Below are 22,807 nucleotides of genomic sequence, written 5' to 3'. Positions count from 1 at the left end.
GATTTTCGGAATGGGTTGCGAGGGCTCACCCGCAAGGGGCCGTGACGGCGATCTTGCAATCCTTGTCTGTTGCGTTGCAAAAAAGCGGTGGCCGTGTTCTAATTTTGCGGCAGGTGGGTCAGGACCTGCAAACAGGCCCGCAGCACCGTGGCGCTGCGGGCCTGTTTGCGGTTGGAGCCCGATGGAGAGGGAGGCGCTCCGCTTCCCCCTCGGGTCGTCCTGAAGCGTTTCCCGCTCAGGTTTTCACCTGACGGGAAAATGCATTAGTGCGAGAGCAGGAGCGAGGGGGCGCTGCCTTCTTCAAGGAAGTAGGCGGTCACGCCGCCGAACAGGAATTCGCGGAAGCGGCTCTTGCCGTAGGCACCCATGACCAGCAGCTCGGCATGGGTCTGGGCGACGGCGGTGGCCAGCGTCTCTTCGGTCGAACCGCGCCGTTCGTGTTCCTCGAGTTCGGCGTGGATGCCGTGACGCGAGAGGTAGCGCAGCGCGTCGGTAGCCGGAAAGCCGCCCGACTTTTCGGCCACGGTGATCACCTTGACCACCTGGCAATCGCCCAGCAGCGGGATCGAGGCGCGCAGCGCGGCGGCCGACTGTTCGCCGCCGTCCCACGCGATGCAGGCCCGGCGGATCGGGAATTCGATCGGCTTTTCATCGCTCAGCACGAGGACCGGGGTGTTCGAGACGAGCGCGAGTTCGCCCGCCAGCCCGCCCGAGCGCGAGACGATGGTCAGGTCCGACAGGCGCGCGATCGTCGCCAGCGCGCTGACCGGATCGTCCTCGCTGCGCAGGACGTCGAACGAGACGTCGTTGCGCGCGAGCTTGGCCTCGGTCTCGGCGGCGGCGCTGTCATCCTCGGCGCGTGCCTTGTCGAGCGCGTCGGAGATCACGTAGCTGCCGCCCATCGGGTCCATCGCAATGTAGCGCGCGACGGGCGTATCGACGAGCGCGGTGACATGCCCGCTGGTCTTGCGGGCAAGGTTGAGCGCGGTTTCGACGCGGGCGTCGCTGCCCGGCTTGCGGTCTACGTTGACGAGTATCGAGCGCATGGTCTTATCTCCCCATATGGCTGGCCAGAAGGCTAGAGCCACGGTTCATCATCGGCCATGACGAAGATCAAACATTGCCTTGCCGATCAAGGGAAAATCGGCGCGCGGGAGCAATGCAAAGGTTTCCAGCGCTACAGGGAGCGGGGGGCGGACTCGATGCGCAGGTCGGCGGCGCGGGCGAACAGGTCGAGGATCACCGGATCGCGCTCGCGCGCGCGCACCGCGGCCTCGAAGGCCAGCGCGCGGCCCGGTCGCGGGTGGCATTCGGCGAGGCGGCCGCGCGCCAGATCCTCGCGCACCATCGTTTCGGGCAGAACCGCCGCGCCGCGCCCGCTCGCCACGATCTCGATCAGCATGCGCACGTTGTTGCAGGTGTGCAGGCGCGGGCGGGTGATCCCGGCCGCGTCGAGCGTTTCGTGGGTGACGGCGTGGAGCGGGGAGTGGTCGGGCAGCGACCAGATCGGCAGGTCTGCGGTGAGCCCGCCTCGCGCAGCCAGCGCGGGGTTGGCCGCCCAGACCAGCGCGACCGTGCCGATCGGCGCGGTCTGGATGCCGGGGCTGGCGACCGGCCCGGCAAGGAACACGATGTCGCGCCGCCCGGCGAGCAGGTCCTGCATGAGCCGGGCGGTGAGGTCGAGCTCGATCTCCATGGTGACGCCAGGGCGTTCGCGCTCGATCGCCTGGACCCAGCCGGGCAGGCAGCTGGCCGCCGCGATCTCGCCCGAGCCGATCCGCACCGTGCCCGAGGCACCGGCAAAGTCGCTCGCATCGAGCAGCGCCTGCTCAAGCTCGTGGCACAAGGGCTCGCAGGCCTGGATCAGGCGGCGCGCGCGCGCGGTGAGAACCATCCGGCGTCCCTCGCGTTGGAACAGGGCAAGGCCGAGCTGCTCCTCGATCTCACGAACCCGTGCCGAAATCGCGGGTTGCGTGGTATGGAGGCGCTGCGCGGCCGCTGCGAACGTGCCGAGGCGCTCGATCCACATGAGCGTTTCGAGATGGAAGAGGGCAATCCGTTTCATCAGGATTGTTTATCATAATCGATAAAAATTAATCGCTATTTCTGATGCTATCGCCGGAGTACCCTTCCGCGCGGAAGTTGGAGAGAAGGATTTTCATGAAGAAGCTCTATCCCAGCGCCGAAGCCGCGCTCGATGGCCTGCTGCGCGACGGCATGCTGATCGCCAGCGGGGGTTTCGGCCTATGCGGCATCCCCGAAAGGCTGCTCGACGCAATCCGCGATTCGGGCGTGACGGGTCTCACGTTTGCCTCGAACAACGCGGGCATCGACAACGAAGGCATCGGCAAGCTGCTGCGCACCCACCAGGTGAAGAAGATGATTTCGTCCTACGTGGGCGAGAACAAGGAGTTCGAGCGCCAGTTCCTCTCGGGCGAGCTGGAGGTCGAGTTCTGCCCGCAGGGCACGCTGGCCGAGCGCCTGCGCGCGGGCGGCGCGGGCATTCCGGGCTTCTACACCAAGACGGGCGTCGGCACCCAGGTTGCCGAGGGCAAGGAAGTGAAGAGCTTCGGCGGGCAGGACTACATCCTCGAGGAAGGCATCTTCGCCGACCTGTCGGTGGTCAAGGCGTGGAAGGCGGACGAAAGCGGCAACGTGGTCTTCCGCAAGACCGCGCGCAATTTCAATGTCCCGGCCGCGACCTGCGGCAAGGTCTGCGTGGTCGAAGTCGAGGAAATCGTGCCGACCGGTGCGCTCGACCCCGATCACATCCACCTGCCCGGCGTCTACGTCCAGCGGCTGGTGCTCGGTGCGCCCTACGACAAGAAGATCGAATTCACGACGACCCGCGAGAGGGAGAGCGCCTGATGTCGCAGCAAGCCAAAGGCTGGAACCGCAATGAGATGGCCGCGCGCGCGGCGCGCGAGCTCGAGGACGGCTTTTACGTCAACCTCGGCATCGGCATTCCCACGCTTGTCGCCAACTACGTGCCCGAGGGCATGACGGTCACGCTCCAGTCGGAAAACGGGATGCTCGGCATCGGGCCTTTCCCTTATCCCGACGAGGTCGATCCCGATCTCATCAACGCGGGCAAGCAGACCGTCAGCGAACTGCCGCAGACCGCCTACTTCGACAGCGCGACCAGTTTCGCCATGATCCGCGGCGGGCACATCAACCTCGCGGTTCTGGGCGCGATGGAAGTGGCCGAAAACGGCGACATCGCCAACTGGATGATTCCGGGCAAGATGATCAAGGGCATGGGCGGCGCGATGGATCTCGTTGCGGGCGTGCAGAAGATCATCGTGGTCATGGAGCACTGCTCCAAGTCGGGCGATCCCAAGTTCATCCCGGCCTGCACGCTGCCGCTTACCGGCAAGAACGTGGTCGACATGATCGTCACTGACCTTGCCGTGTTCCAGCGGCCCGACCACGCCAGCCCGTTCAGGCTGATCGAGCTGGCGCCGGGCTTGACGGCAGAGGAAGTCGCGGCCAAGACGAGCGCGCACTACCTGAGCTGAGGCGCGCAGCTCAAACGGAGGAAGAGGCGCATGAGCCATGTTCTGCTGACCGGATCGTCGGGCTGGCTGGGGCGGCATCTGGCGCCTCTTCTCGCCGCGCGCGGGCATACCGTCACCGGGCTCGACGTCGCGGTCGGGCCGCATACGCTGGTGCTGGGCTCGGTCGCCGATCGCGAGCTGGTCTTTCGCACCGTCGCCGACTTCGGGGTCGAGGTGATCGTCCACGCTGGCGCGCTCCACAAGCCGGACATCGCGCGGTTTGCCCGTCAGGCCTTCATCGACGTCAACACCAGCGGCACGCTCAACCTGCTCGAGGCGGCGCTTGCCGCGGGGCACGAACGCTTCGTGTTTACCTCGACCACCTCGCTGATGGTTCGCGCCGACGTGCGCGACGGCGCGGGGCCTGAGGGCGCGTGGTGGATGGATGAGAGCTTCGGCCCGCTCGCCCCGCGCAACATCTACGGAGTGACCAAGCTGGCGGGCGAGAACCTGTGCCGCCTGATCGCGCGCGAAAGCGGGATGGCCACTGCGATCCTGCGCACGGGGCGCTTCTTTCCCGAGGACGACGACACGCTGGCGCGCCCGTGCGGCCCCAATCTCAAGGCCAACGAGTATCTCCACCGCCGCCTGTCGGTGGGCGATGCGGCGCGCGCGCACCTCGCCGCGCTCGAGGCCGACGTCGCCCACTGGCCGGACAACAGCGAGACGTTCGTGCTGAGCGCCCCGCCGCCCTTTACCCGCGCCGATGCGGGGGAACTTGCCCGCGATGCCCGCGCGGTGATCGCGCGCGCCTTTCCCGATGCTCCCGACCTCTATCGCGCGGCCGGATGGGAGCTGCCCGAACGGATCGAACGCGTCTACGATCCCGCCCACGCGCAGCGCCGCCTCGGCTGGCGGGCCCAGGATGATTTCGCCGCGATCCTCACCGCCCTGCGCGACGGCACGCCCTTTCCCTTCGCGCACGATCCCGCGTGGATGTCGCCCGTGCTGGGGGCGGGGGAGTAGGTTCAGTCGCGCACTGCGGCGATCGGCCCGGCGACGAACGAGCGCGACCAGCCTGAGACTTGCGTGATACGGCCTTCGCGGAAGGTGAACTTTACCGGATAGACGTGCTGCCCGGTGGTATCGGTGAATTCCATTTCGATCGTCTGCTCGCCGCAGGCATCCTTGACCGGGGTGGGAATGGTGTCCCAGCCAAATTGGCGATACCGATCGGCGCGCATTTCGCGAACCATACGGCGCAGGCCCTCGGCGCCGGTTCCCAGCGGCCGTCCGACATCGCCGCTGCCCAGCGATACCGGCGCATCCGAAGCGATTCGTCGGGCTAGCGCCCCGTCTGACTTCGTCGTGCGCGGCCCGGCTGCGAGGTCGATGGCCTCCACGGCGCGCTGGCCAAGCGCGGAGTGCAACGGGCCGATGTAGTCTGTCTCGGGAAGGTCGCAGGTATTCGCCGCGAGTGCGGCACTGGATGGGAAGGTCAGAGCGAGGAGCGGGACGATCGCAAATCTGGCTTTCATCCGGGTAATCCTACGCGTTGGAATGTGGCAATACAGGAATTCAAGGGGTTATTACCCCTTGCCCCCTTACTGTCGACGGACCTCCCGGAGCAGACGGTGCGCGAGAAAGGTGGGGTCGACAGTATGGGGAGCCCGAGGGCGTTGGCCCTCGGACCTTCCTTTTTCTTCACTTCGCCGCGAGTTCCTTCACGATCCGCGGTGCGGGGTAGATCGTCTCCAGCGCTTCCTGCAGCGCGGCGGTGGAGACCACGACGGTGCGGTTGAGCACCGGGTCGTAGCCGTAGTTGCCGCCCAGCGAGTGGATGTTGCCGTCGAAGGCCGCGCCGATCACGGTGCCCGCCTTGTCGATCACCGGCGAGCCCGAGTTGCCGCCGATGATGTCGTTGGTGGTCACGAAATCGTAGGTGATCGCGGGATCGATCTGGCTCTGCCGGGCGGCGAAGGCCGGGGCGAGGTCGAATGGCGAGGCGCCCGTCGCGCGATCGAAGGTGCCGCCCATGGTGGTCTGGAAGGGCACTTCGTGGCCGCGTTCGGTCCAGCCGTGGACCTTGCCGTAGCTGATGCGCAAGGTGAAGGTCGCGTCGGGGTAGAGGCTGTCGCCGTAGGCGGCAAAGCGTGCGTCGGCGAGCTTGGCCCCAGCCTGGGTGACCGGGCCGGCATAGGCCTCGTCCACTTCCTGCTTGAGCTTGCGCTGGTTGGCCTCGAGCCGGAGCGCGTACTGGATCATCGGATCGTCCGAGGCCTTGATCGCGGCTTCGCCGCCTTCCCACAGCTGCTTGCGGTAGGCCGGATCGGCGAGCCTGGTGCCCGAAATCAGCCGCCCGGCCAGCCCTTCGGGGCTTTCCTTGCCGAGCAGGAGCTTGCTCTGCGGATCGTCGACGCCCAGGTATTCGCGCGCCTTGGACAGGCTCCAGCTCATTTCCAGCTGGTCAAGCCAGGGGTAGAGCGGGGTCGGGTCGAGCAGGCGCTTTTCGGTCAGCGGCAGGTCCGAATCGGTGTAGCCGGGCAGGCGCTCGGCGTTGGGCTTGGCGCGTTCGGCGGCGGCGAAGACGAGCGTCTGCGCGTAGCCGTAGAGCGTGCTGGTCGGCGCGTCGTAGCGGTAGGGGACGTAGAGCGTGCGGTAGGCGTCGACCGCCTTGTCCACTTGCGCCCAGGGATCGCCGATCGCCGCGTTGCCCGCGCTCTTTTCCTTGAGCGCCTGTTCGGCGGCGGCGAGTTTGTCGGTGAAGGCCGGATCGTTGAGCGCCTTGGTGCGCCCGATGTAGACTTTCAGCGAATTCTCGATGCCGTTGAGCAGGTCGAGCCCTTCGCGCTGGTGCTCGGGGCTTTCCTCCATCGCGCGGATCAGGCGGCCGCGCAGTTCGGACAGCGTGGCGACCGTGATCGGCAGGCGCACTTCGCGCTCGAAGGCGAGCTGGCTCATGGTGTAGAGGCGCGAGGTCGAACCGGGGTTGCCGACCACGAAGGTCGCCTCGTCGGCCTTGGGCGCGCGCGGGTTCCAGGTGAGGTGGACCGGGGTCTTGACCGGCTTGCCATTCTCGTAGGCGCGCAGGAACGAGCCGTCGAGCGAGTAGCGCGGGAAGTTGAAGTTGTCGGGGTCGCCGCCGAAGGTCGCGGCGCGGTCTTCCGGAGCCCAGACCAGGCGCACGTCGGAATACTTGCGGTAGGTATAGAGCTTGTACTGCCCGCCGCCGAACAGGGTGACGACCTGGCAGCGGAACTTGGCGGTGTCGGAGCAGCCCGCCGCTTCGATCTCGGCAATCTTCGCGTCGCGCGCCTTGGTCAGCGCCTCGCCCGAGAGCGCGCCGATCGCGGCCTTTACCTGATCGGTGACGTCGGTGATCCTGGTCACCACTTCGGCCTGCTGGCCGGGGCACTTCTTTTCGTCCTCGAGCCGCGCGGCGGTGAAGCCGTGTTCGAGCAGGTCCTGCGCGCTCGACGAATTGTCGTAGAGGCACGAGGCGACGCAGTGGTGGTTGGTCAGGATCAGGCCGGCATCGGACACGAAGCTGGCCGAGCAGCCGCCGGTCAGGCGCACGGCCGAGGCGCGTACCTTGTCGAGCCAGGCCTGATCGGGCGCCCAGCCGTAGTCGGCCTTCATCCTGGCGGCGGGAAAGCCGTCGAATGTCCACATGCCTTCATCGGCGCGGGCGGTGACGGAAAGGGTCGCGGCCACGAGCGCGCACGAGGCGCTGGCGGCGGCGAGGAAGGAAGTCTTGCGCGGGATCATGAGGTGTCCTCGTCTTGCAGCTGGCGCCTGCCAGTTGGCGCCTTGCGGATGGCGCCGGTTTTCCAAGCCGGGCCCGCGCTGTCCAGTGAAAAGCCCGCGATGGCCGGGGATAATGATATAATGTATCGTTGGCGCTCGACGAAGGTGCGATGAAGATCGACGAACGGCGAAGGACAAACGATAGGGCGTGCGCGCGGGCCGGTGGGGTGTGGTTTGCCGGTGGCGGGGACGGGGGCTCTACGCTAGGCTGGTGCGATGACCTACCGCACGCTCCTCTCCGCCGATGACCTCAAGGCCCTGATCGAGGCCGAGGCCGATATCCTGATCCTGGATTGCGGGTTCGATCTGGCCGCGCCCGCCGCGGGGCGCGACACTTACCGGATCGGCCACGTGCCGGGCGCGCGCCACGCCGATCTGGAAACGGACCTGTCGGGTCAGGCGACGGGCACCAACGGGCGCCATCCCTTGCCCGACCGCGCGGTCTTTGCCGCCTGGCTGCGCGCGCAGGGGCTCAACAACGGGCAGCAGGTCATCGCTTACGGCGGCATGGGCAACGCGGGCGCGGCGCGGCTGTGGTGGCTGCTGCGCTGGATGGGCCACGCCGAGGTGGCGGTGCTCGACGGCGCGCGCACGGCCTGGGTCGCGGCCGGGCACGAGCTTGAAGCGGGTGATGCGCCCGAGGCCATGCCGGGTGATTTCACGCCGGGGCTGCCGCTGGTTGCGGGCACGGTGAGCGCTGAGGAGGTCCTGGCCAACATCGAAGGCGGCGAGGCGCAAGTGCTCGATGCGCGCGATCCGGTCCGTTTCCGCGGCGAAAACGCGGCGATGGACCCTGTCGCCGGCCATATCCCCGGCGCCAAGTGTCGTTTTTTTCGCGATAATCTGGCCGAGGACGAGACGTTTCGCCGTGCCGCCGAACTCAGGGCCGAATTCGAGGACCTGCTCGGCGGCGCGCCCGCGATCCTGCAGTGCGGTTCGGGGGTGACGGCGTGCCAGAACGCGCTGGCGATGGAAGTGGCCGGACTTTCGGGGGCCTTCCTCTACCCCGGCTCGTGGAGCGAATGGATCGCCGATCCGGCGCGCCCCGTCGCCACCGGAAGCGAACCCTGGGGCGAGGGGGAGTTCCGGCACAAGCTGTAAGTCCGGGCGCTTGCCCGCGTAAACGCGTGGGTCGCCTCCCCTCCCGCTCGCGGGAGGGTCCGGGGGTGGGGCTTCGGGGCCTTCGGGGCCTTGCGCTTCCCCTTACCCGAACCGCACCGTCGCATCGCCCGGCTGCCAGGGCGCGTACTTGTCCATCACGCTGGCAAACAGCTCCGAAGCCAGATGGCCGTCGAGCCAGCGGCGCAGCGCGGGCAGGTCCTGTGCGTCGAACCACGCGCGGTCGGTCGCGGCGAACTGGCGCACGAAGGGCACGATCGCCATGTCGGCAAGACCGCGGGTCGGGCCGCAGAGCTGGCCGTTGGCCGCCACGCGCGCGTCGAGATCGGCGAGGATGGCGCACCCCGCCGCGCGGTGTTCGAGCGGGTCGCTGGCGTGGCGTTCGGGGTACTTGTAGCGGTCGAGATGGTGCTTGAAGGCGCCGTCGTTGCGCGCCACGAGCGCCGCGTCATCGCGTTCCAGCCAGCCTTCGGGATCATGCCGGGCGAGCGCGTGGCGCATCACGTCGAGGCTCTGCGCAATCACCGTGCCATCGCGCAGCACCAGCACCGGCACCGTGCCCTTGGGCGAGGCGTCGAGCATGGCGGCGGGCTTGGCGGCCAGCTTCACTTCGCGCAAGGCGCACGCCAGTCCGGCGACCTTCACCGCGAGCCTGGCGCGCATGGCGTAAGGGCAGCGGCGAAAGCTGTAGAGAACCGGCAGGTCCGCGCTCATCCGGCGTCGGGGCTTTCGTCCGATGTCTTTTCGCGCGCGCCGGACTTGGGGTTGACGCCGATGTGTTCCTCGCCGCGCGCGTGGGCGAGCTGTTGCTGGCGGTGGCGTTCGCGGTAGCGTTCGCGCTGCTCCTCGCTGCGCGCCGCGTGGCAGTGCGGGCACATCACCCCTTCCTCATAGAAGGGCGAGGCGCGGTCCTGCGCGCTCAGGGGAACGCGGCAGGCGTAGCACAGCGAATAGTCACCCTGTTCGAGCCCGTGGCCGACCGACACGCGGCTGTCGAACACGAAGCATTCACCCTGCCACAGGCTGTCCTCGGGCTTGACCGTCTCGAGGTACTTGAGGATGCCGCCCTTGAGGTGGAACACCTCCTCGACACCCTCCTGCTTGAGGAACGCGGTCGATTTTTCGCAGCGGATGCCGCCGGTGCAGAACATGGCGACCCTGGGCGCCTTGCCCTGGCCGAGCAGCGTTTCGCGGTGCTCGCGAAACCACTGCGGGAACTCGCGAAAGCTTGCCGTTTCGGGATCGATCGCGCCCTTGAAGGTGCCGATCGCCACTTCGTAGTCGTTGCGGGTGTCGATCACGATCGTCGCGGGATCGGCGATGAGCGCGTTCCAGTCCTCGGGCGCGACATAGGTGCCCACCGTCGCGAGCGGATCGGTGCCTGGCTCGCCCATGGTCACGATCTCGTTCTTGAGGCGCACCTTCATGCGCAGGAACGGCATTTCGCGCGCACCCGAATACTTGACCTCGAGCCCGCCGCAGCCCGGCAGGGCGCGAATATGCGCGATCACGCACGAAATGCCCGAATGCGTGCCCGCAATGGTGCCGTTGATCCCCTCGTGCGCCAGCAGCAGCGTGCCCTTGATCCCTTCGGCCTCGCACAGCGCCGCCAGCGGCGCGCGCAAGGCGGCGTGATCGGCAAAGGGGGCGAACTGGTAGAGCGCGGCGACGCAGACCGGCGCGTTGTGCGCGGTGGGCGGAAGATCGGCGGGGTTCATCATCGGACGCGCCCATAGCGCAAACCCGCGCGCAAGGGGAGGGGGCGTGAAAAGGCCCGGCCAGCCGTGTGGGCTGCCGGGCCTTTTCGAATATTTACGATGGCTTCAGGATCAGGCCACAGCGGCCTTGAGATCCTCGACCAGGTCGGTGCGCTCCCAGGGGAAGAAGTCGCCCTGCGCCTTGCGGCCGAAGTGGCCGTAGGCGGCCGACGGCTTGTAGATCGGCTTGTTGAGGCCCAGGCCCAGGCGAATGCCGCGCGGGGTCAGGCCGCCCAGCTTCTCGGCTGCGATCTTGGTGATCGCCGCTTCGATCGCCTCGTCGGCCACGGTGCCGGTGCCGCTGGTGTCGACATAGAGCGACAGCGGCTGGGCGACGCCGATGGCGTAGGAGATCTGGATCGTGCACATCTTGGCAAGACCCGCCGCGACGACGTTCTTGGCGAGGTAGCGCGTGACGTAGGCCGCCGAACGGTCGACCTTGGTGGGGTCCTTGCCCGAGAACGCGCCGCCGCCGTGCGGGGCCGCGCCGCCGTAAGTGTCGACGATGATCTTGCGGCCGGTAAGGCCGGCATCGCCGTCAGGGCCGCCGATCTCGAACGAGCCGGTGGGGTTGATGTGGTAGACGGTCTGGTCCGACAGCAGTTCAGCCGGGATGACCTTGGCCACCACGCTCTTCACGTAGGCCTTGAGTTCGGCTTCCTTCTCGCCCTTGTCGTAGCCCGGCGCGTGCTGGGTGGACACGACGATCGCGGTGCAGGCCACGGGCACGCCGTCCTTGTAGCGCAGCGTGACCTGGCTCTTGGCGTCGGGCTCGAGGAAGGGGGCGGCACCGCTCTTGCGGTCCTGCGCCATCTGGTGAAGGATCTTGTGGCTGAAATCGAGCGTGGCGGGCATCAGGTCTTCGGTCTCGACCGAAGCGTAGCCGAACATGATGCCCTGGTCGCCGGCGCCTTCGTCCTTGTTGCCGCTCGAATCGACGCCCTGCGCGATGTGCGCGGACTGTGCGTGCAGGTAGTTTTCGAAGTCGAAGGTTTCCCAGTGGAAGCCGTCCTGCTCGTAGCCGATCGCCTTGACCGTCTCGCGCACGACCTTCTCGATTTCCTCGAGCGCGCCGGGGGCCCAGTCACCGTTTTCGTAAACGCCCTTGCAGCGGATCTCACCGGCCAGAACGACCTTCTGCGTCGTGGTCAGGGTTTCGCAGGCGACGCGCGCCTCGGGGTCCTTGGACAGGAACAGGTCGACGATCGCGTCCGAGATCTGGTCCGAAACCTTGTCGGGGTGGCCTTCCGAGACACTCTCGGAGGTGAAGACATATTCGCTACGCATGTAGAGTCACCTAGGATATAAAGAATTCTTTAAGTGCGCCTTGGCGCTCTACCCGCGACGGCGGTCGAGTGCAACTGCGGAAAGGGCAAGCAGCAAAAGAACCCCTGCAAGCGCAAGCGGCAGGGCGTTGCCCAGGCGGGCAAAGGCGGTGGGCTTGTGCGGGGGGGGGATGAACCCGTCGAGCCGTCCGGCGGTGTGGCGCGGCACGAATTTGCGCACGATCCCGTCCGCATCGATCACCGCGCTGATGCCGGTGGTGGTCGAGCGCAGGATCGGTAGCCCTTCCTCGAGCGCGCGCAGGCGGGCCTGCGCGAGGTGCTGGGGTGGCCCCCACAGCCCGAACCAGCCGTCGTTGGAAGGGTTGAAGATGTAGTCGGGCCGGTTGAGCGGATCGACCACCTGGCCTGAAAAGATGATTTCGTAGCAGATCTGGATGCCGGCCTTGCCGTAGCTGCCGAAATCGATCGTGCGCGGCCCCGGACCCGGCCAGAAGTCGAGCGATCCGGGCACCAGCCGCGACAGGCCGAGCGGGGTGAGCAGGCCGCGCATGGGCAGGTATTCGCCATAGGGCACGAGGTGCGCCTTGGAATAGCTCGCCAAGAGGTCGCCATAACCGTCAAAGGCGGTGACGTTGTTGCGTGCGGCGACATCCTCGCCGTCCTGCATGACGAGGTCCACCGCTCCGGTCAGCAGCAGCGCGTAGGGGCCGATGACGCGCCCGATCCGCTGGCGGGCGAGCGCGGGATCGCCGGCATACGTGTACATGCGGTAGTAGTAGTCGGGATAGCCGTCGCGCAGATAGTCGCCAAGGCCCGATTCCGGCCAGAACACGACCCGCTTGCGGCCGGGCACTTCGGGCAGCGAGAGCATCGCCATCTTGACGAAGTTGTTCTCGAACTGGCGCGGATCGTCGATGTATTCCTGCCGGATGTCGGGCTGGATCAGCGTGTAGCGGATCGTGCCCTGCTCGCGCGGCGCCCAGCGGTCGGGCAGGAGCATGAGCGCGCCGAGCGCGGCGAAGCCGGCGATCGGCGGCAGGGCCCAGAGCGCGCGGCCAAACGCCGATCGGCCCGCCCCCAGCCGCACGAACAGTCCGGGCACGGCGGCGAGCAAAACGGCCACGCCGCCAAGGCCATAGGTGCCGATCCACGGCGCCAGCAGGGCGAGCCCGCGCGTGTCGAAGGGGCCGAGCAGCGCCACCCCGATGGGGTTCCAGGCAAAGCCCGAAAAGGCCCAGGCGCGCAGCCACTCGGTGACGATCCAGCACGAAGCGAAAGTCAGTGCCAGCGCGGCAAAGGCCAGCGCGCCAGTCCGTCCAACAGTCCGCGAACACAGGTTCCGGGCGAGCGCGCAGGCCAGCGCGGGATACAGCGCGAGATAGAGCGCGAGCAGGAACACCGCGATGCCGCCGAGCCAGGCGGGCATGTTGGCCTGGTAGGTGAAGGCCGTGGCGATCCAGTTGTTGCCGAGCGTGAAATGGCCGACGCCGAAGAACCAGCCGAGCGCGAAGGCGCCGCGCGCGCCGGTGGTCCGCCGCAGAAGTTCGAGCAGCAGGGCAAGCCCGGCCAGCGTCAGCGGCCAGAGGCCCAATGGCTGGAACCCGCACGCCGCGATCGCGCCGAGGGCAAGGGCCTGAAGCCGGGGGGAGCGCCAGAGCGCGATCATGCGTCGGGGCAGGGGTGCGTCATGCCGGTGGGGTGCCATCGGCGGGGGGTTGTAGCCGTGCGTGGCGGCGACGCAAGCAATCCTTGCGTAACGCCCTGTCGGCGATGGCGAGGGGCTGTGCGTGGGACGGAGCCAGGCGATCAAAGGTCAGGCGACGCGCAGGAGCGTGCGGAGCCCGAACGGCAAAAAGGGGAGCACCAGGCTCCCCTTCCAGCGGGTTTGCGATCAGGCGTCGGCGTCGGCGGTGTTGGTCGCCGCGCCTTCGCCTGAGGCGGGCTTGCGCGTAATGCGCCGGCGGCGGGGCTTGGCCTCACCCTCACCCTCGGTCGCAGCGGCTTGGGTGGTTTCGCTCTTGCCGGTGTCCTTGCCCGCGTCCGCCTCGCCGTCCGTGCTCTTGCGGGTGCGGGTGGTCTTGGGCTTGGCCGCCGCGGCCGGAGCCTTGGCCTTGGCGCGGGGGCGCTTGGCCGGCTTGTCTTCGCCGGTCGCGTCGTCCTCGTAGGCTTCGTCACCCGAAGCGCCGATCGAGGGCGGCAGCGTGGCGGGGTCGAAACCGCCGCTGGCGGGGGCGGGTTCGCCCGCGTTATCCTGGCGTTCGTCGTCGCTACGGCGCGGCTTGCGCGGCTTAGGCGTCGTCCGGCTCGAGCGGCTGTCGCGCACGAACGGGTTTTCGGCCGGTTCGTAGACCGAACGCGAACGCTCCTCGCCTTCGCCCTCGACGCTTTCGCCCGACGTACGCGGCTCGGCCGAAGCGCGGGGCTCGGCAGGGGCTTCGTAGCGACGCTGCGTTTCGCGGGGGCGCGGATATTCCTGGTCGGCGCCGTCGTCGTCGTAGTCCTGGCTGCGATCATCGCGGCGCGGCTGACGCTGTTCTTCCTGGCGCTGCTTCTGGTCGGCGATGACACGGAAATAGTGATCGGCGAACTGGAGGTAGTATTCCTCCTGGACCCGGTCTCCGTTCAGCATCGCGTCGTGGGCCAGCTTCTTGTACTTTTCGAGCAGTTGGGGCGCGTTGCCGCGAGCCCGGCTGTCGATCCGGTTGATCTGCTGGCCATTCTGCTGGCGATTATTGCCGCGGCCACGCCTGCGGTTATTACCACGATTGTTATTCAAGGATAATTTTCCTCAAAACCCCTGGCATCCACTCTCACAAAGAGCCGGACTGCCGCATATCGTATGACACGGCGGGCCCCCCGGGCGCCGAGACTTAAGCATTTGCATTGTTGTGACCCGAGAAATTCGGGGTTCTACCCGCAAAGGCTGGGAGCGAACCGGGTTATGGGGAAATTTCATCCATCAACCGGTTCGAGGCAATCCTTAGGCACTCCAATCGCCGATTCCAAGCGAAAACTTGTCCTCAACGGTGGAGAAGTCGAGAAAAAGCGATAATTCGAGGGCGTCCGGCAAGATCGTGATGGAGCCGCGCGGCGAGCCCTGCGGCCGTGCCGAGCGCGGTGACCGCCTCGGCCTGGCGCGATCCGATCTCGACCAGAGCGAGCCCGTGCCCGGTCAGGAGCGCGGGCAGCTGGGGGATCAGCACGCGGTAGGCGTCGAGCCCTTCAGGCCCCGCGAAGAGCGCGCCGTGCGGTTCGAAATCGCGCACCACCGCTTCGATCTCGGCGTCGTCCTCGACATAGGGCGGGTTGGCGAGGATGAGGTCGAACGGCGCGCCCAGATCCGCGCTCCAGCCGGGGGTGTCCCAGTCGCGGTGGTGGAACGCGGCGCGCGCATCGAGCCCGAGGCTTACCGCGTTGCGCTGCGCGACGGCCAGCGCCTGCGCGCTGCGGTCGATGCCTGTGCCCCGAGCCTTGGGAAACAGGCTGAGCGCGGTCAGCAGCAGCGCGCCCGAGCCGGTGCCGCAATCGAGCAGGCGGGCGGGCGGAGCGTCGGCAAAGGCCGCGCGCGCCGCCTCGATCGCGGTTTCGGAATCGGCGCGCGGGATCAGCACGGCGGGGCTGACCTCGAATTCCAATCCGTAGAACTCCGCGGTGCCCAGGATATAGGCGACCGGCTCGTCGCCAAGGCGCCGCGCCAGCAGCGGTTCGAACGCGGCCGGAGCGGGATCGCGCATGTGGCGCAGGAGAACCTGCGAGCGCGTCGTGCCGAGCGCGGCGGCCATCAGCAGTTCGGCATCGAGCCGCGCGGTCGAGGCGAGCGGACCCATCGCCTCGCTCGCCGTGCGCAGCCGCTCGGCGACGGTAACGGGGGCGGTTGGGGGCGCTTCCTGGCTCACGCGTCCATCGCGGCGAGGCGCTTGGCTTCGTCCTCGGCGATCAGCGCGTCGATCAGTTCGCCCAGCCCGGTGCCTTCGAGCACTTCGGGCAGGCGGTGGAGCGTCAGGTTGATGCGGTGGTCGGTGACGCGCCCTTGCGGGAAGTTGTAGGTGCGGATGCGCTCGGACCGGTCGCCCGAGCCGACCATGGCCTTGCGCGCCTCGGCTTCGGCGCCCTGCGCTTCGTCGCGCATCTTCTCGTAGAGCCGGGCGCGCAGAACCTGCATCGCCTTGGCCTTGTTCTTGTGCTGGCTGCGCTCGTCCTGGCAGGTGACGACGATGTCGCTGGGCAGGTGGGTGATGCGCACCGCCGAATCGGTGGTGTTGACGTGCTGCCCGCCCGCCCCGCTGGCGCGATAGATGTCGATCTTGAGGTCCTTGTCCTCGATCTGGACGTCGACCTCGGTGGGTTCGGGCAGCACCGCGACGGTCGCCGCCGAGGTGTGGATGCGCCCGCCCGATTCGGTCACCGGCACGCGCTGGACGCGGTGCACCCCGCTTTCGAACTTGAGCTTGGCGAATACGCCCGTGCCGCGCACGTTGGCGACGACTTCCTTGAAGCCGCCCACGTCGCTGGCGTTGGCGCTGACCATATCGACCTTCCAGCCCTGTTCGGCGGCATAGCGCTCGTACATGCGATAAAGATCGGCAGCGAACAGCGCGGCCTCGTCGCCGCCGGTTCCGGCGCGGATTTCGAGCATCGCGGGGCGCTGGTCGGCGCTGTCGCGCGGCAGCATGGCGAGCGAGAGCGCGCGTTCGCGGCTCGGCAATTCCTCGCGGATACGCGCGATTTCCTCAGCGGCCAGCGCGCGCATCTCGGGGTCGGCGTCCTCCAGCCCGGAAAGCTCGGCGAGTTCGGCGCGCAAAGTGGAGACCTCGGCGGCGATCCGCGCGACGGGTTCGAGCTCGGCGTAGTCGCGGCTGGCCGCGACAAAGGCGTCGCCCTCGAGCGTGCCCGAGGCGAGCCGGGCCTCCAGTTCGGAAAAGCGGTGCGCGATCTGGCGCAGGCGGTCGTCGGTCAGGCTCACGGATGGATCTGCTGGAGGACCTGTTCGACCGCGAGCGATTCGGCGCTGGGCTCGGCCGCCTTGAGGTTGGCGGTGGGCACGCCATCGGTCACGACGAGCGAGACGATGACCTTGGCGCCGGTCTTGACCGCCTTGTCGTAGCGCTTGCGCGCCGAACCGCTGGCGACCATCTCGGCATCGATACCCTGGAAGCGCAGCGCGGTGATCGCCTTTTGCGCATAGGCCAGCGCGCCGTCGTCCTCGACCGCGAGCACGCAGGTGAGCTGGCTCTGCGGCACCAGTCCGGCGTCGGCGACGAGCATGGCGAGGCGTTCGATCCCCGCCGCCCAGCCGATCGCCGGGGTGGCCGGGCCGCCCAGCGCCTCGATCAGCCCGTCGTAGCGCCCGCCGCCCAGCACCGTGCCTTGCGCACCGAGCCGGTCGGTGACGAATTCGAAGGCGGTGTGGCGGTAGTAGTCGAGCCCGCGCACGAGCGAAGGCGTGCGCACGAAGCGCACCGAGGCGGCTTCGAGCCCTTGCGTCACGGCACCGAAGAAGTCCTGCGCCTGCACGCTCAGAAAGTCGTCGATGGTCGGTGCGTCGGCGGTGAAGGGCTTGTCGCGCGGGTCCTTGGAATCGAGGATGCGCAAGGGGTTGCGCTTGAGCCGGTCCTGCGATTCCTCGGACAGCTCGGCGCGGTGGGCGGCGAAATACTCGATCAGCGCGGCGCGCCAGGCCTCGCGGCTCTCGCCATCGCCCAGCGTGTTGAGCTGGAGCGTCACGCCGTCCGCGATGCCCAGTTCCTTGAGCAGCTGGTCGGCCATGACCAGAACTTCGACATCGACCATCGGTTCGGCCGCGCCGATCACTTCGGCGTCGATCTGGTGGAACTGGCGGTAGCGGCCCTTTTGCGGGCGTTCGTAGCGGAACAGCGGGCCGTGGGTGGCGAGCTTGACCGGGGCGAACTGCTTCCAGCCGTTGGTGAGATAGGCCCGCGCCAGCCCGGCGGTGAATTCGGGGCGCAGGGTCAGCGATTCGCCGCCGCGATCCTCGAACGAATACATTTCCTTGGAGACCACGTCGGTGGTCTCGCCCAGCGAGCGCGAGAACACCGGGGTCTTCTCGAAGACCGGCATTTCGACGCGCTGGAAGCGGTACAGCCGCCGCACGCGCTCGAAGGTCTCGACGACATGGGCGAAAGCCTCGGCATCGGCGCCGAAGATGTCCTGGGTTCCGCGAATAGCCTGTGGTGTCTTGCTCATCGCGCGCGTCTAGCCGGAATGCGGGGCGGGATAAAGGGCGTGTGTGGCAAAGCGGCATTCGAAGGTTGCCAAAGCGTGAAACAGACGCAAGGATAGAGGTAATGAAATATCCTGCTGCGCTCGCGTCGCTCTCCGCTCTCCTGCTCGCTTCCACCGCCGTGGTGGCGCAGGATTCCTCCCGTTCCACCCCGATGGCGCCCGCGCTGCCGCCCGCCATGCCCGCGGCCAAGGACGTTGCCTATGCAGGCACCGTCTCGCTCGACATCGATGCCACCGACGTTGAACACGGCGTCTATTCGGTCAAGCAGGTCTTCCCGGTCGCACCGGGCACCAAGGACCTGATCCTGCTCCAGCCGGGCTGGCTGCCGGGCAACCACTCGGAAACCGGGCCCTATTCGCTGCTCGCCAACGCGCACTTCTACGCCGATGGCAAGGAAATCCCCTGGGTGCGCGACACCGTGGCGGTCAACGCCTTCCATCTCGCGCTGCCCGAGGGCACGAAGAGCGTGACCGCGACCTTCCTGCACACCTCGCCGGTGCAGTCGAGCGAGGGGCGCATCACCATGACGCGCGAGATGCTCAACCTGCAGTGGGAGAAGATGAGCCTCTATCCCGCCGGGTACTATACGCGCGACATCCCCTTCAAGGCGACCGTCAAGGTCCCCGCGGGCTGGACCGTCTACACCTCGCTCGACGGCGAGGCGCGTCAGGGCGACACGCTGACCTGGGACGTGACCGATTACGAGCGTCTCGTCGATGCGCCGATCTTCGCGGGCAAGTACGCCCAGCGCTGGGACCTGGGGCATGGCGTGGCGATGGACGCGGTGGCCGACAAGCCCGGTGAGCTCAAGATCGCGCCCGAGCACATGCAGTACTACCGCAATCTGGTGAACGAGGCGGTCTCGCTGTTCGGCGCGCGCCACTTCGACCACTACGATTTCCTGCTCGCGCTGACCGACCGCATGGGCGGCATCGGTCTGGAACACCACCGTTCGAGCGAGAACCAGTACGAGCCCACCGCCTGGACCGAATGGGACAAGATGGACTGGGATCACAACGTGATCGCGCACGAGTTCACGCATAGCTGGAACGGCAAGTACCGCCGCCCGGCCGACCTGTGGACGCCCGACTACCAGCAGCCGATGCAGAACACCTTGATGTGGGTCTACGAAGGCCAGACCCAGTTCTGGGGGTACATCCTGGCGGCGCGTTCGGGCGTGCAGTCCAAGCAGACCGTGCTCGACATGTTCGCGGGCGCGGCGGCCAAGTACCTCGAAGGGACGCCCGGCCGCAGCTGGCGTTCGGTCGAGGACACCACCAACGCGCCGCAGCTGGCGATGCGCCGGCCGCTGCCCTACGTCTCGCTGACCCGCTCGGAGGACTACTACGTCGAGGGTGCGCTGACCTGGCTCGAGGCGGACCAGATCATCCGCGCCGGGACCAAGGGCAAGAAGGGGCTCGACGACTTCGCCAAGGCCTTCTTCGGCGTGCGCGACGGCGACTGGGGGGAGCTGACCTACGATTTCGACGACGTGGTCAAGACGCTCAACGGGGTCTACCCCTACGACTGGGCGAGCTTCCTCAAGACCCGGCTTTACGAGACCAACCAGCCTGCGCCGATGCGCGGGATCGAGATGGCCGGTTACAAGCTGGTGTGGAAAGACGAGCCCAACAGCTATGACGCGGGCATCGCCAGCTACCGCCATTCGCTCAACCTGACCTATTCGCTGGGCGTGACGCTCAAGAGCGATGGCACCGTGACCGGCACCTTGTGGGATTCGCCGGGCTTCAACGCCGGGCTGGTCAGCGGCGCGCAGATCGTTGCGGTCAACGACGAGGCCTATTCGAGCGATACCCTCAACGCGGCGATCACCGCGGCCAAGACCGGCAACGAGGCGGCGGACAAGCCGATCAAGCTGCTGGTCAAGCGCGGCGACCATTTCCAGACGGTCGCGATCGCCTACCACGGCGGCCTGCGCTACCCCTGGCTGGAAAGCACCAGCCCGGGCAAGGAGAACGGTCTCGATAAACTGCTCGACGCGCGCACGCGCTGAACGGGCTCGGAAAGCGGCGTGTGCAATGGTTTACGCGCCGCGCTCTAGACAAAAGTCGGGTTCCAAACCCCGGCTTCTTACGGCTAAGAGCGGGGTCCGGCATGGCCGGGCCCCGCTTGTCGTTTGGACAAGAAGGGTGTTGCGGCGCAACAACCCGGGGGCTAAGCCGCCTCTCGCAACAAGTGATACCAACACGTAGCTGCGTGTTAACAAAGAAGGACGACCATGCGCATCGACATGATTCCCGTTGGCGATAATCCGCCCGAAAGTCTCAACGTCGTCATCGAAGTTCCGGTGGGTGGAGAGCCGGTCAAGTACGAGTTCGACAAGGAGTCGGGCGCTCTGTTCGTGGACCGTATTCTGCACACGCCGATGCGTTACCCGGCCAACTACGGCTTCGTACCGCACACCCTCTCGCCCGATGGCGATCCGCTCGACGCGCTCGTCGTGGCGCGCTCGCCGTTCATTCCGGGCTGCGTCGTGCGGGCTCGCCCGATTGCGGTGCTCAACCTCGAGGACGAGCATGGCGGCGACGAAAAGCTGCTTTGCGTGCCGGTCGATTCAACTTTTCCTTACTATATGGACGTAAAGGAAAAGGGTGACCTGCCCGAAATCGTGTTCGCCCAGATCGAGCACTTTTTCACGCATTACAAGGATCTGGAAAAGGAAAAGTGGGTGCGTGTGGGCACCTGGGGTGACGCACACGACGCGCGCCAGATCGTACTCGAAGCGATCGAACGCTATAACGAGAAAGAAAAGGCCTGATTCGCGTATATCACGAGGTCCACTCCCCCATGTGGAACGAGGGTCGGCGGCGCAAGTCGTCGACCCTTTGCGACCCCTGGTTGGCGTGAGGCACTTTTCCTGACTATCCGGTGATACCCTGTGTCATCGGACGGGAAAAGGCCTGGAGCGGGCCTCGATCCGCGCACAAGGACGATACGAAAAAGGCCGGCCCGCAGCAGCGGACCGGCCTTTTTTGATGGATGCGAGCCTGCTGCCGGCGGTTCAGGCGGTGACGGCGAAGACTTCCTGATCGCTGTCGCGCGGCGGCGCGGGATCGAAATCGGGCAGCGGTTCGAACGTTTCGTCGGTAACGACGAGGTTGCTCAGGCCGTCGAGCTTGAAATGGCCGAGCCGGCGTTCCTCCTCGCTCCTCCAGTTCTTGTTCGGGTTGAACGCGCTGACGAAGAGTTCGTCGTGGCGGCTGAACAGGCGGTGCGGGGCAAGCAGCATCTCGGTGCCGTTGTATTCGGCACGGATGTGGCGCTTGAGGGCAATGGCCTCGATGAGTTTGCGTTCGCTGGTAGCGTCGGTCTGGGAAACAGTCGGCATGGGGCGCCATAATGAAGCCTCGCGGCCAACCTTACAAGCTGGAAAGGTGCAGCGTTGGATGCAACGCCCGTGCCGCTGGGCGGAACTGCGGCGGTGGGAAACCGGCCAGCGGGCCCCCGTGCGGGGGGGCGGGCGCAAGCCGGCTCCGTGCCAGGGCGCGCAAAGGGGCCGCTCAGGCCAGGGTGATCCCCATGCAAAGGTATTTCAGCTCCATGTAGTCATCGAGCCCGTAGTGCGATCCCTCGCGCCCCAGGCCCGACTGCTTGACCCCGCCAAAGGGGGCGACCTCCGTCGAGATGAGCCCGGTGTTGATCCCGACCATCCCGGCTTCGAGCGCTTCGGCCACCCGCCACACGCGGCTGAGGTCGCGCGCGTAGAAATAGCTGGCAAGGCCGAATTCGGTCTGGTTGGCCATCGCGATCGCCTCGGCCTCTTCGGCAAAGCGGATCACGCCCGCGAGCGGTCCGAAGGTTTCCTCGCGCGCGAGGCGCATGCCGGGGGTAACCCCGGCGACCACCGTCGGCGCGAAATAGGTGCCCCCGCGCGCATCGCGCGCTCCGCCCGCCAGCACTTTCGCTCCGCCCGCGAGCGCATCGGCGAGATGCTCCTCCACCTTCTCGACCGCCTTGGCGTCGATCAGCGGGCCGACCTCGGAGCCTTCCTCGAGCCCGTAGCCGACCTTCATCGCCCTGACCCGCGCGGCGAGTTTCGTGACGAATTCGTCGTAGACCCCGTCCTGCACGTAAAAGCGGTTGGTGCACACGCAGGTCTGCCCGGCGTTGCGGAACTTGGAGATCATCGCGCCTTCGATCGCGGCATCGACATCAGCATCGTCGAACACCAGGAACGGCGCGTTGCCGCCCAGTTCCATCGAGCATTTCTTGATCGTCTCGGCCGATGAGCGCAGCAGCTGGCGGCCGATCTCGGTCGAGCCGGTGAAGGTGATCTTGGCGACCTTGGGGCTGTCCGTCAGCGCCCCGCCGATCGCGCCCGCGCTGCCGGTGACGACATTGACCACGCCGGCGGGAATGCCCGCCATCGCGCACAGCTTGGCGATCGCCAGCGCGGAGAAGGGGGTTGCCGAAGCGGGCTTGATGACCATCGTGCAGCCCGCGGCGAGCGCGGGGCCCAGCTTGCGGGTAATCATTGCGTTGGGAAAGTTCCACGGCGTGATCGCGCCGACCACGCCGACCGGCTGCTTGACGACGAGGATGCGCCGGTCCGCGGCGTGGCCGGGAATGGTGTCGCCATAGGCGCGCTTGGCTTCCTCGGCGAACCATTCGATGAAGCTGGCGCCATAGGCGATTTCGCCCTTGCCCTCGGCCAGCGGCTTGCCCTGTTCGCGGGTGAGCAGTTCGCCCAGCTCGTCCTGGTGGGCCATCATCAGTTCGTAGAGCCTGCGCAGCAGCTTGGAGCGTTCGCCCGCGGTCCTGGCGCGCCAGGCGGGCAGGGCCGCCTCTGCCGCGTCGATGGCGCGCCGGGTCTCGTCGGCGCCCATCCTGGGGACCGTGCCCAGCGTTTCGCCCGTGCCCGGATCGATCACGTCGAGCGTGGCCCCGTCCTGCGCGTCGCACCACTGCCCGTCGATGTAGCACTGGGTCATCAGGAAGTCGGTATAGGCCATGGAAAGGGGTCCTCTCGTCGTGTCGGGGGATGGGGGCGGTGACAAACCGAACGAAAGCTCGGTCCGGTTCCCGGCCGTGTTCGCGAGGCAGCCTCGGGAGATGCCAGCAGCGCGTATCCGGGTG

The 22,807-nt window shown here is 67.2% G+C and carries 20 protein-coding genes; 6 read left to right on the top strand and 14 right to left on the bottom strand.

Going from position 1 to position 22,807, the window contains the following annotated elements; translation table 11 throughout:
- Positions 1 to 263 precede the first annotated feature (263 nt).
- Both MTR62_RS02220 and MTR62_RS02215 read right to left on the bottom strand, forming a co-directional pair.
- Positions 264 to 1,046, bottom strand: a complete 783-nt coding sequence (locus MTR62_RS02220) for a universal stress protein (RefSeq protein ID WP_244016647.1) — start codon at positions 1,044 to 1,046, stop codon at positions 264 to 266.
- Between the two features lie 131 nt (positions 1,047 to 1,177).
- Complete coding sequence (locus MTR62_RS02215) at positions 1,178 to 2,065, bottom strand: LysR family transcriptional regulator (RefSeq protein WP_244016646.1); 888 nt, start codon at positions 2,063 to 2,065, stop codon at positions 1,178 to 1,180.
- Between the two features lie 95 nt (positions 2,066 to 2,160).
- Between MTR62_RS02215 and MTR62_RS02210 the strand changes: the two genes are divergently transcribed.
- From MTR62_RS02210 to MTR62_RS02200, 3 genes are read left to right on the top strand one after another with little or no spacing between them, the layout of a single operon-like run.
- Positions 2,161 to 2,868: a CoA transferase subunit A gene (locus tag MTR62_RS02210; RefSeq protein WP_244016645.1), complete on the top strand. Its 708-nt coding sequence runs from the start codon at positions 2,161 to 2,163 to the stop codon at positions 2,866 to 2,868.
- A complete protein-coding gene (locus tag MTR62_RS02205; RefSeq protein ID WP_244016644.1) occupies positions 2,868 to 3,518 on the top strand; it encodes a CoA transferase subunit B in 651 nt (216 codons plus the stop codon). Before MTR62_RS02210 ends, MTR62_RS02205 begins: the two co-directional genes overlap by 1 nt.
- Before the next feature lie 30 nt (positions 3,519 to 3,548).
- Entirely contained in the window at positions 3,549 to 4,523 is a 975-nt protein-coding gene (locus MTR62_RS02200) for an NAD-dependent epimerase/dehydratase family protein (RefSeq protein WP_244016643.1), read from the top strand.
- A 2-nt stretch (positions 4,524 to 4,525) separates the two neighbouring features.
- Here MTR62_RS02200 and MTR62_RS02195 read toward each other — a convergent pair whose 3' ends face one another.
- Together MTR62_RS02195 and MTR62_RS02190 are read right to left on the bottom strand one after the other, a co-directional pair.
- Positions 4,526 to 5,035 carry a hypothetical protein gene (locus tag MTR62_RS02195; protein ID WP_244016642.1) on the bottom strand — a complete coding sequence of 170 codons (510 nt, stop codon included), beginning with the start codon at positions 5,033 to 5,035 and terminating at the stop codon, positions 4,526 to 4,528.
- Positions 5,036 to 5,201: 166 nt separating this feature from the next.
- Positions 5,202 to 7,265, bottom strand: a complete 2,064-nt coding sequence (locus MTR62_RS02190) for a S46 family peptidase (RefSeq protein WP_244016641.1) — start codon at positions 7,263 to 7,265, stop codon at positions 5,202 to 5,204.
- 255 nt (positions 7,266 to 7,520) lie between these two features.
- Here MTR62_RS02190 and MTR62_RS02185 point away from each other — a divergent pair, with 255 nt between their 5' ends.
- On the top strand, positions 7,521 to 8,405 hold the full coding sequence (locus MTR62_RS02185) for a sulfurtransferase (protein WP_244016640.1): 885 nt from the start codon (positions 7,521 to 7,523) through the stop codon (positions 8,403 to 8,405).
- A 102-nt stretch (positions 8,406 to 8,507) separates the two neighbouring features.
- Here MTR62_RS02185 and MTR62_RS02180 read toward each other — a convergent pair whose 3' ends face one another.
- The 8 genes from MTR62_RS02180 to hisS form a co-directional block, all read right to left on the bottom strand.
- Entirely contained in the window at positions 8,508 to 9,137 is a 630-nt protein-coding gene (locus MTR62_RS02180) for a glutathione S-transferase (protein ID WP_244016639.1), read from the bottom strand.
- Complete coding sequence (trhO, locus tag MTR62_RS02175) at positions 9,134 to 10,144, bottom strand: oxygen-dependent tRNA uridine(34) hydroxylase TrhO (protein WP_407672579.1); 1,011 nt, start codon at positions 10,142 to 10,144, stop codon at positions 9,134 to 9,136. The genes MTR62_RS02180 and trhO overlap by 4 nt, the downstream gene beginning before the upstream one ends.
- Before the next feature lie 108 nt (positions 10,145 to 10,252).
- Positions 10,253 to 11,467 (bottom strand): methionine adenosyltransferase, encoded by a 1,215-nt coding sequence (gene metK, locus MTR62_RS02170; protein ID WP_244016638.1) that lies wholly within the window; start codon positions 11,465 to 11,467, stop codon positions 10,253 to 10,255.
- A 48-nt stretch (positions 11,468 to 11,515) separates the two neighbouring features.
- Positions 11,516 to 13,171, bottom strand: coding sequence for an apolipoprotein N-acyltransferase (gene lnt / locus MTR62_RS02165; RefSeq protein WP_407672578.1), 1,656 nt, complete (start codon positions 13,169 to 13,171; stop codon positions 11,516 to 11,518).
- Positions 13,172 to 13,357: 186 nt separating this feature from the next.
- A complete protein-coding gene (locus tag MTR62_RS02160; protein WP_268739613.1) occupies positions 13,358 to 14,242 on the bottom strand; it encodes a DUF4167 domain-containing protein in 885 nt (294 codons plus the stop codon).
- A gap of 244 nt (positions 14,243 to 14,486) precedes the next feature.
- On the bottom strand, positions 14,487 to 15,362 hold the full coding sequence (gene prmC, locus MTR62_RS02155; RefSeq protein ID WP_327194369.1) for a peptide chain release factor N(5)-glutamine methyltransferase: 876 nt from the start codon (positions 15,360 to 15,362) through the stop codon (positions 14,487 to 14,489).
- The gene (gene prfA, locus MTR62_RS02150; protein ID WP_244016636.1) at positions 15,359 to 16,429 is read right to left on the bottom strand and encodes a peptide chain release factor 1; all 1,071 of its coding nucleotides are present in this window, start codon (positions 16,427 to 16,429) and stop codon (positions 15,359 to 15,361) included. The genes prmC and prfA overlap by 4 nt, the downstream gene beginning before the upstream one ends.
- Entirely contained in the window at positions 16,426 to 17,670 is a 1,245-nt protein-coding gene (hisS, locus tag MTR62_RS02145) for a histidine--tRNA ligase (RefSeq protein ID WP_244016635.1), read from the bottom strand. Before hisS ends, prfA begins: the two co-directional genes overlap by 4 nt.
- Positions 17,671 to 17,771: 101 nt before the next feature.
- Between hisS and MTR62_RS02140 the strand changes: the two genes are divergently transcribed.
- Together MTR62_RS02140 and ppa are read left to right on the top strand one after the other, a co-directional pair.
- Complete coding sequence (locus tag MTR62_RS02140) at positions 17,772 to 19,724, top strand: M61 family metallopeptidase (RefSeq protein WP_244016633.1); 1,953 nt, start codon at positions 17,772 to 17,774, stop codon at positions 19,722 to 19,724.
- A 225-nt stretch (positions 19,725 to 19,949) separates the two neighbouring features.
- A complete protein-coding gene (ppa, locus tag MTR62_RS02135) occupies positions 19,950 to 20,489 on the top strand; it encodes an inorganic diphosphatase (protein WP_244016632.1) in 540 nt (179 codons plus the stop codon).
- A 243-nt stretch (positions 20,490 to 20,732) separates the two neighbouring features.
- Here ppa and MTR62_RS02130 read toward each other — a convergent pair whose 3' ends face one another.
- Positions 20,733 to 21,059, bottom strand: coding sequence for a WYL domain-containing protein (locus MTR62_RS02130; RefSeq protein WP_244016631.1), 327 nt, complete (start codon positions 21,057 to 21,059; stop codon positions 20,733 to 20,735).
- Between the two features lie 172 nt (positions 21,060 to 21,231).
- A complete protein-coding gene (locus MTR62_RS02125) occupies positions 21,232 to 22,683 on the bottom strand; it encodes an NAD-dependent succinate-semialdehyde dehydrogenase (RefSeq protein ID WP_327194368.1) in 1,452 nt (483 codons plus the stop codon).
- Between the last annotated feature and the right edge of the window lie 124 nt (positions 22,684 to 22,807).

It is taken from the genome of Novosphingobium organovorum, from assembly GCF_022832435.1.
GTDB lineage: Bacteria > Pseudomonadota > Alphaproteobacteria > Sphingomonadales > Sphingomonadaceae > Novosphingobium > Novosphingobium organovorum.
This window is presented reverse-complemented; position numbering and strand designations above follow the sequence as displayed.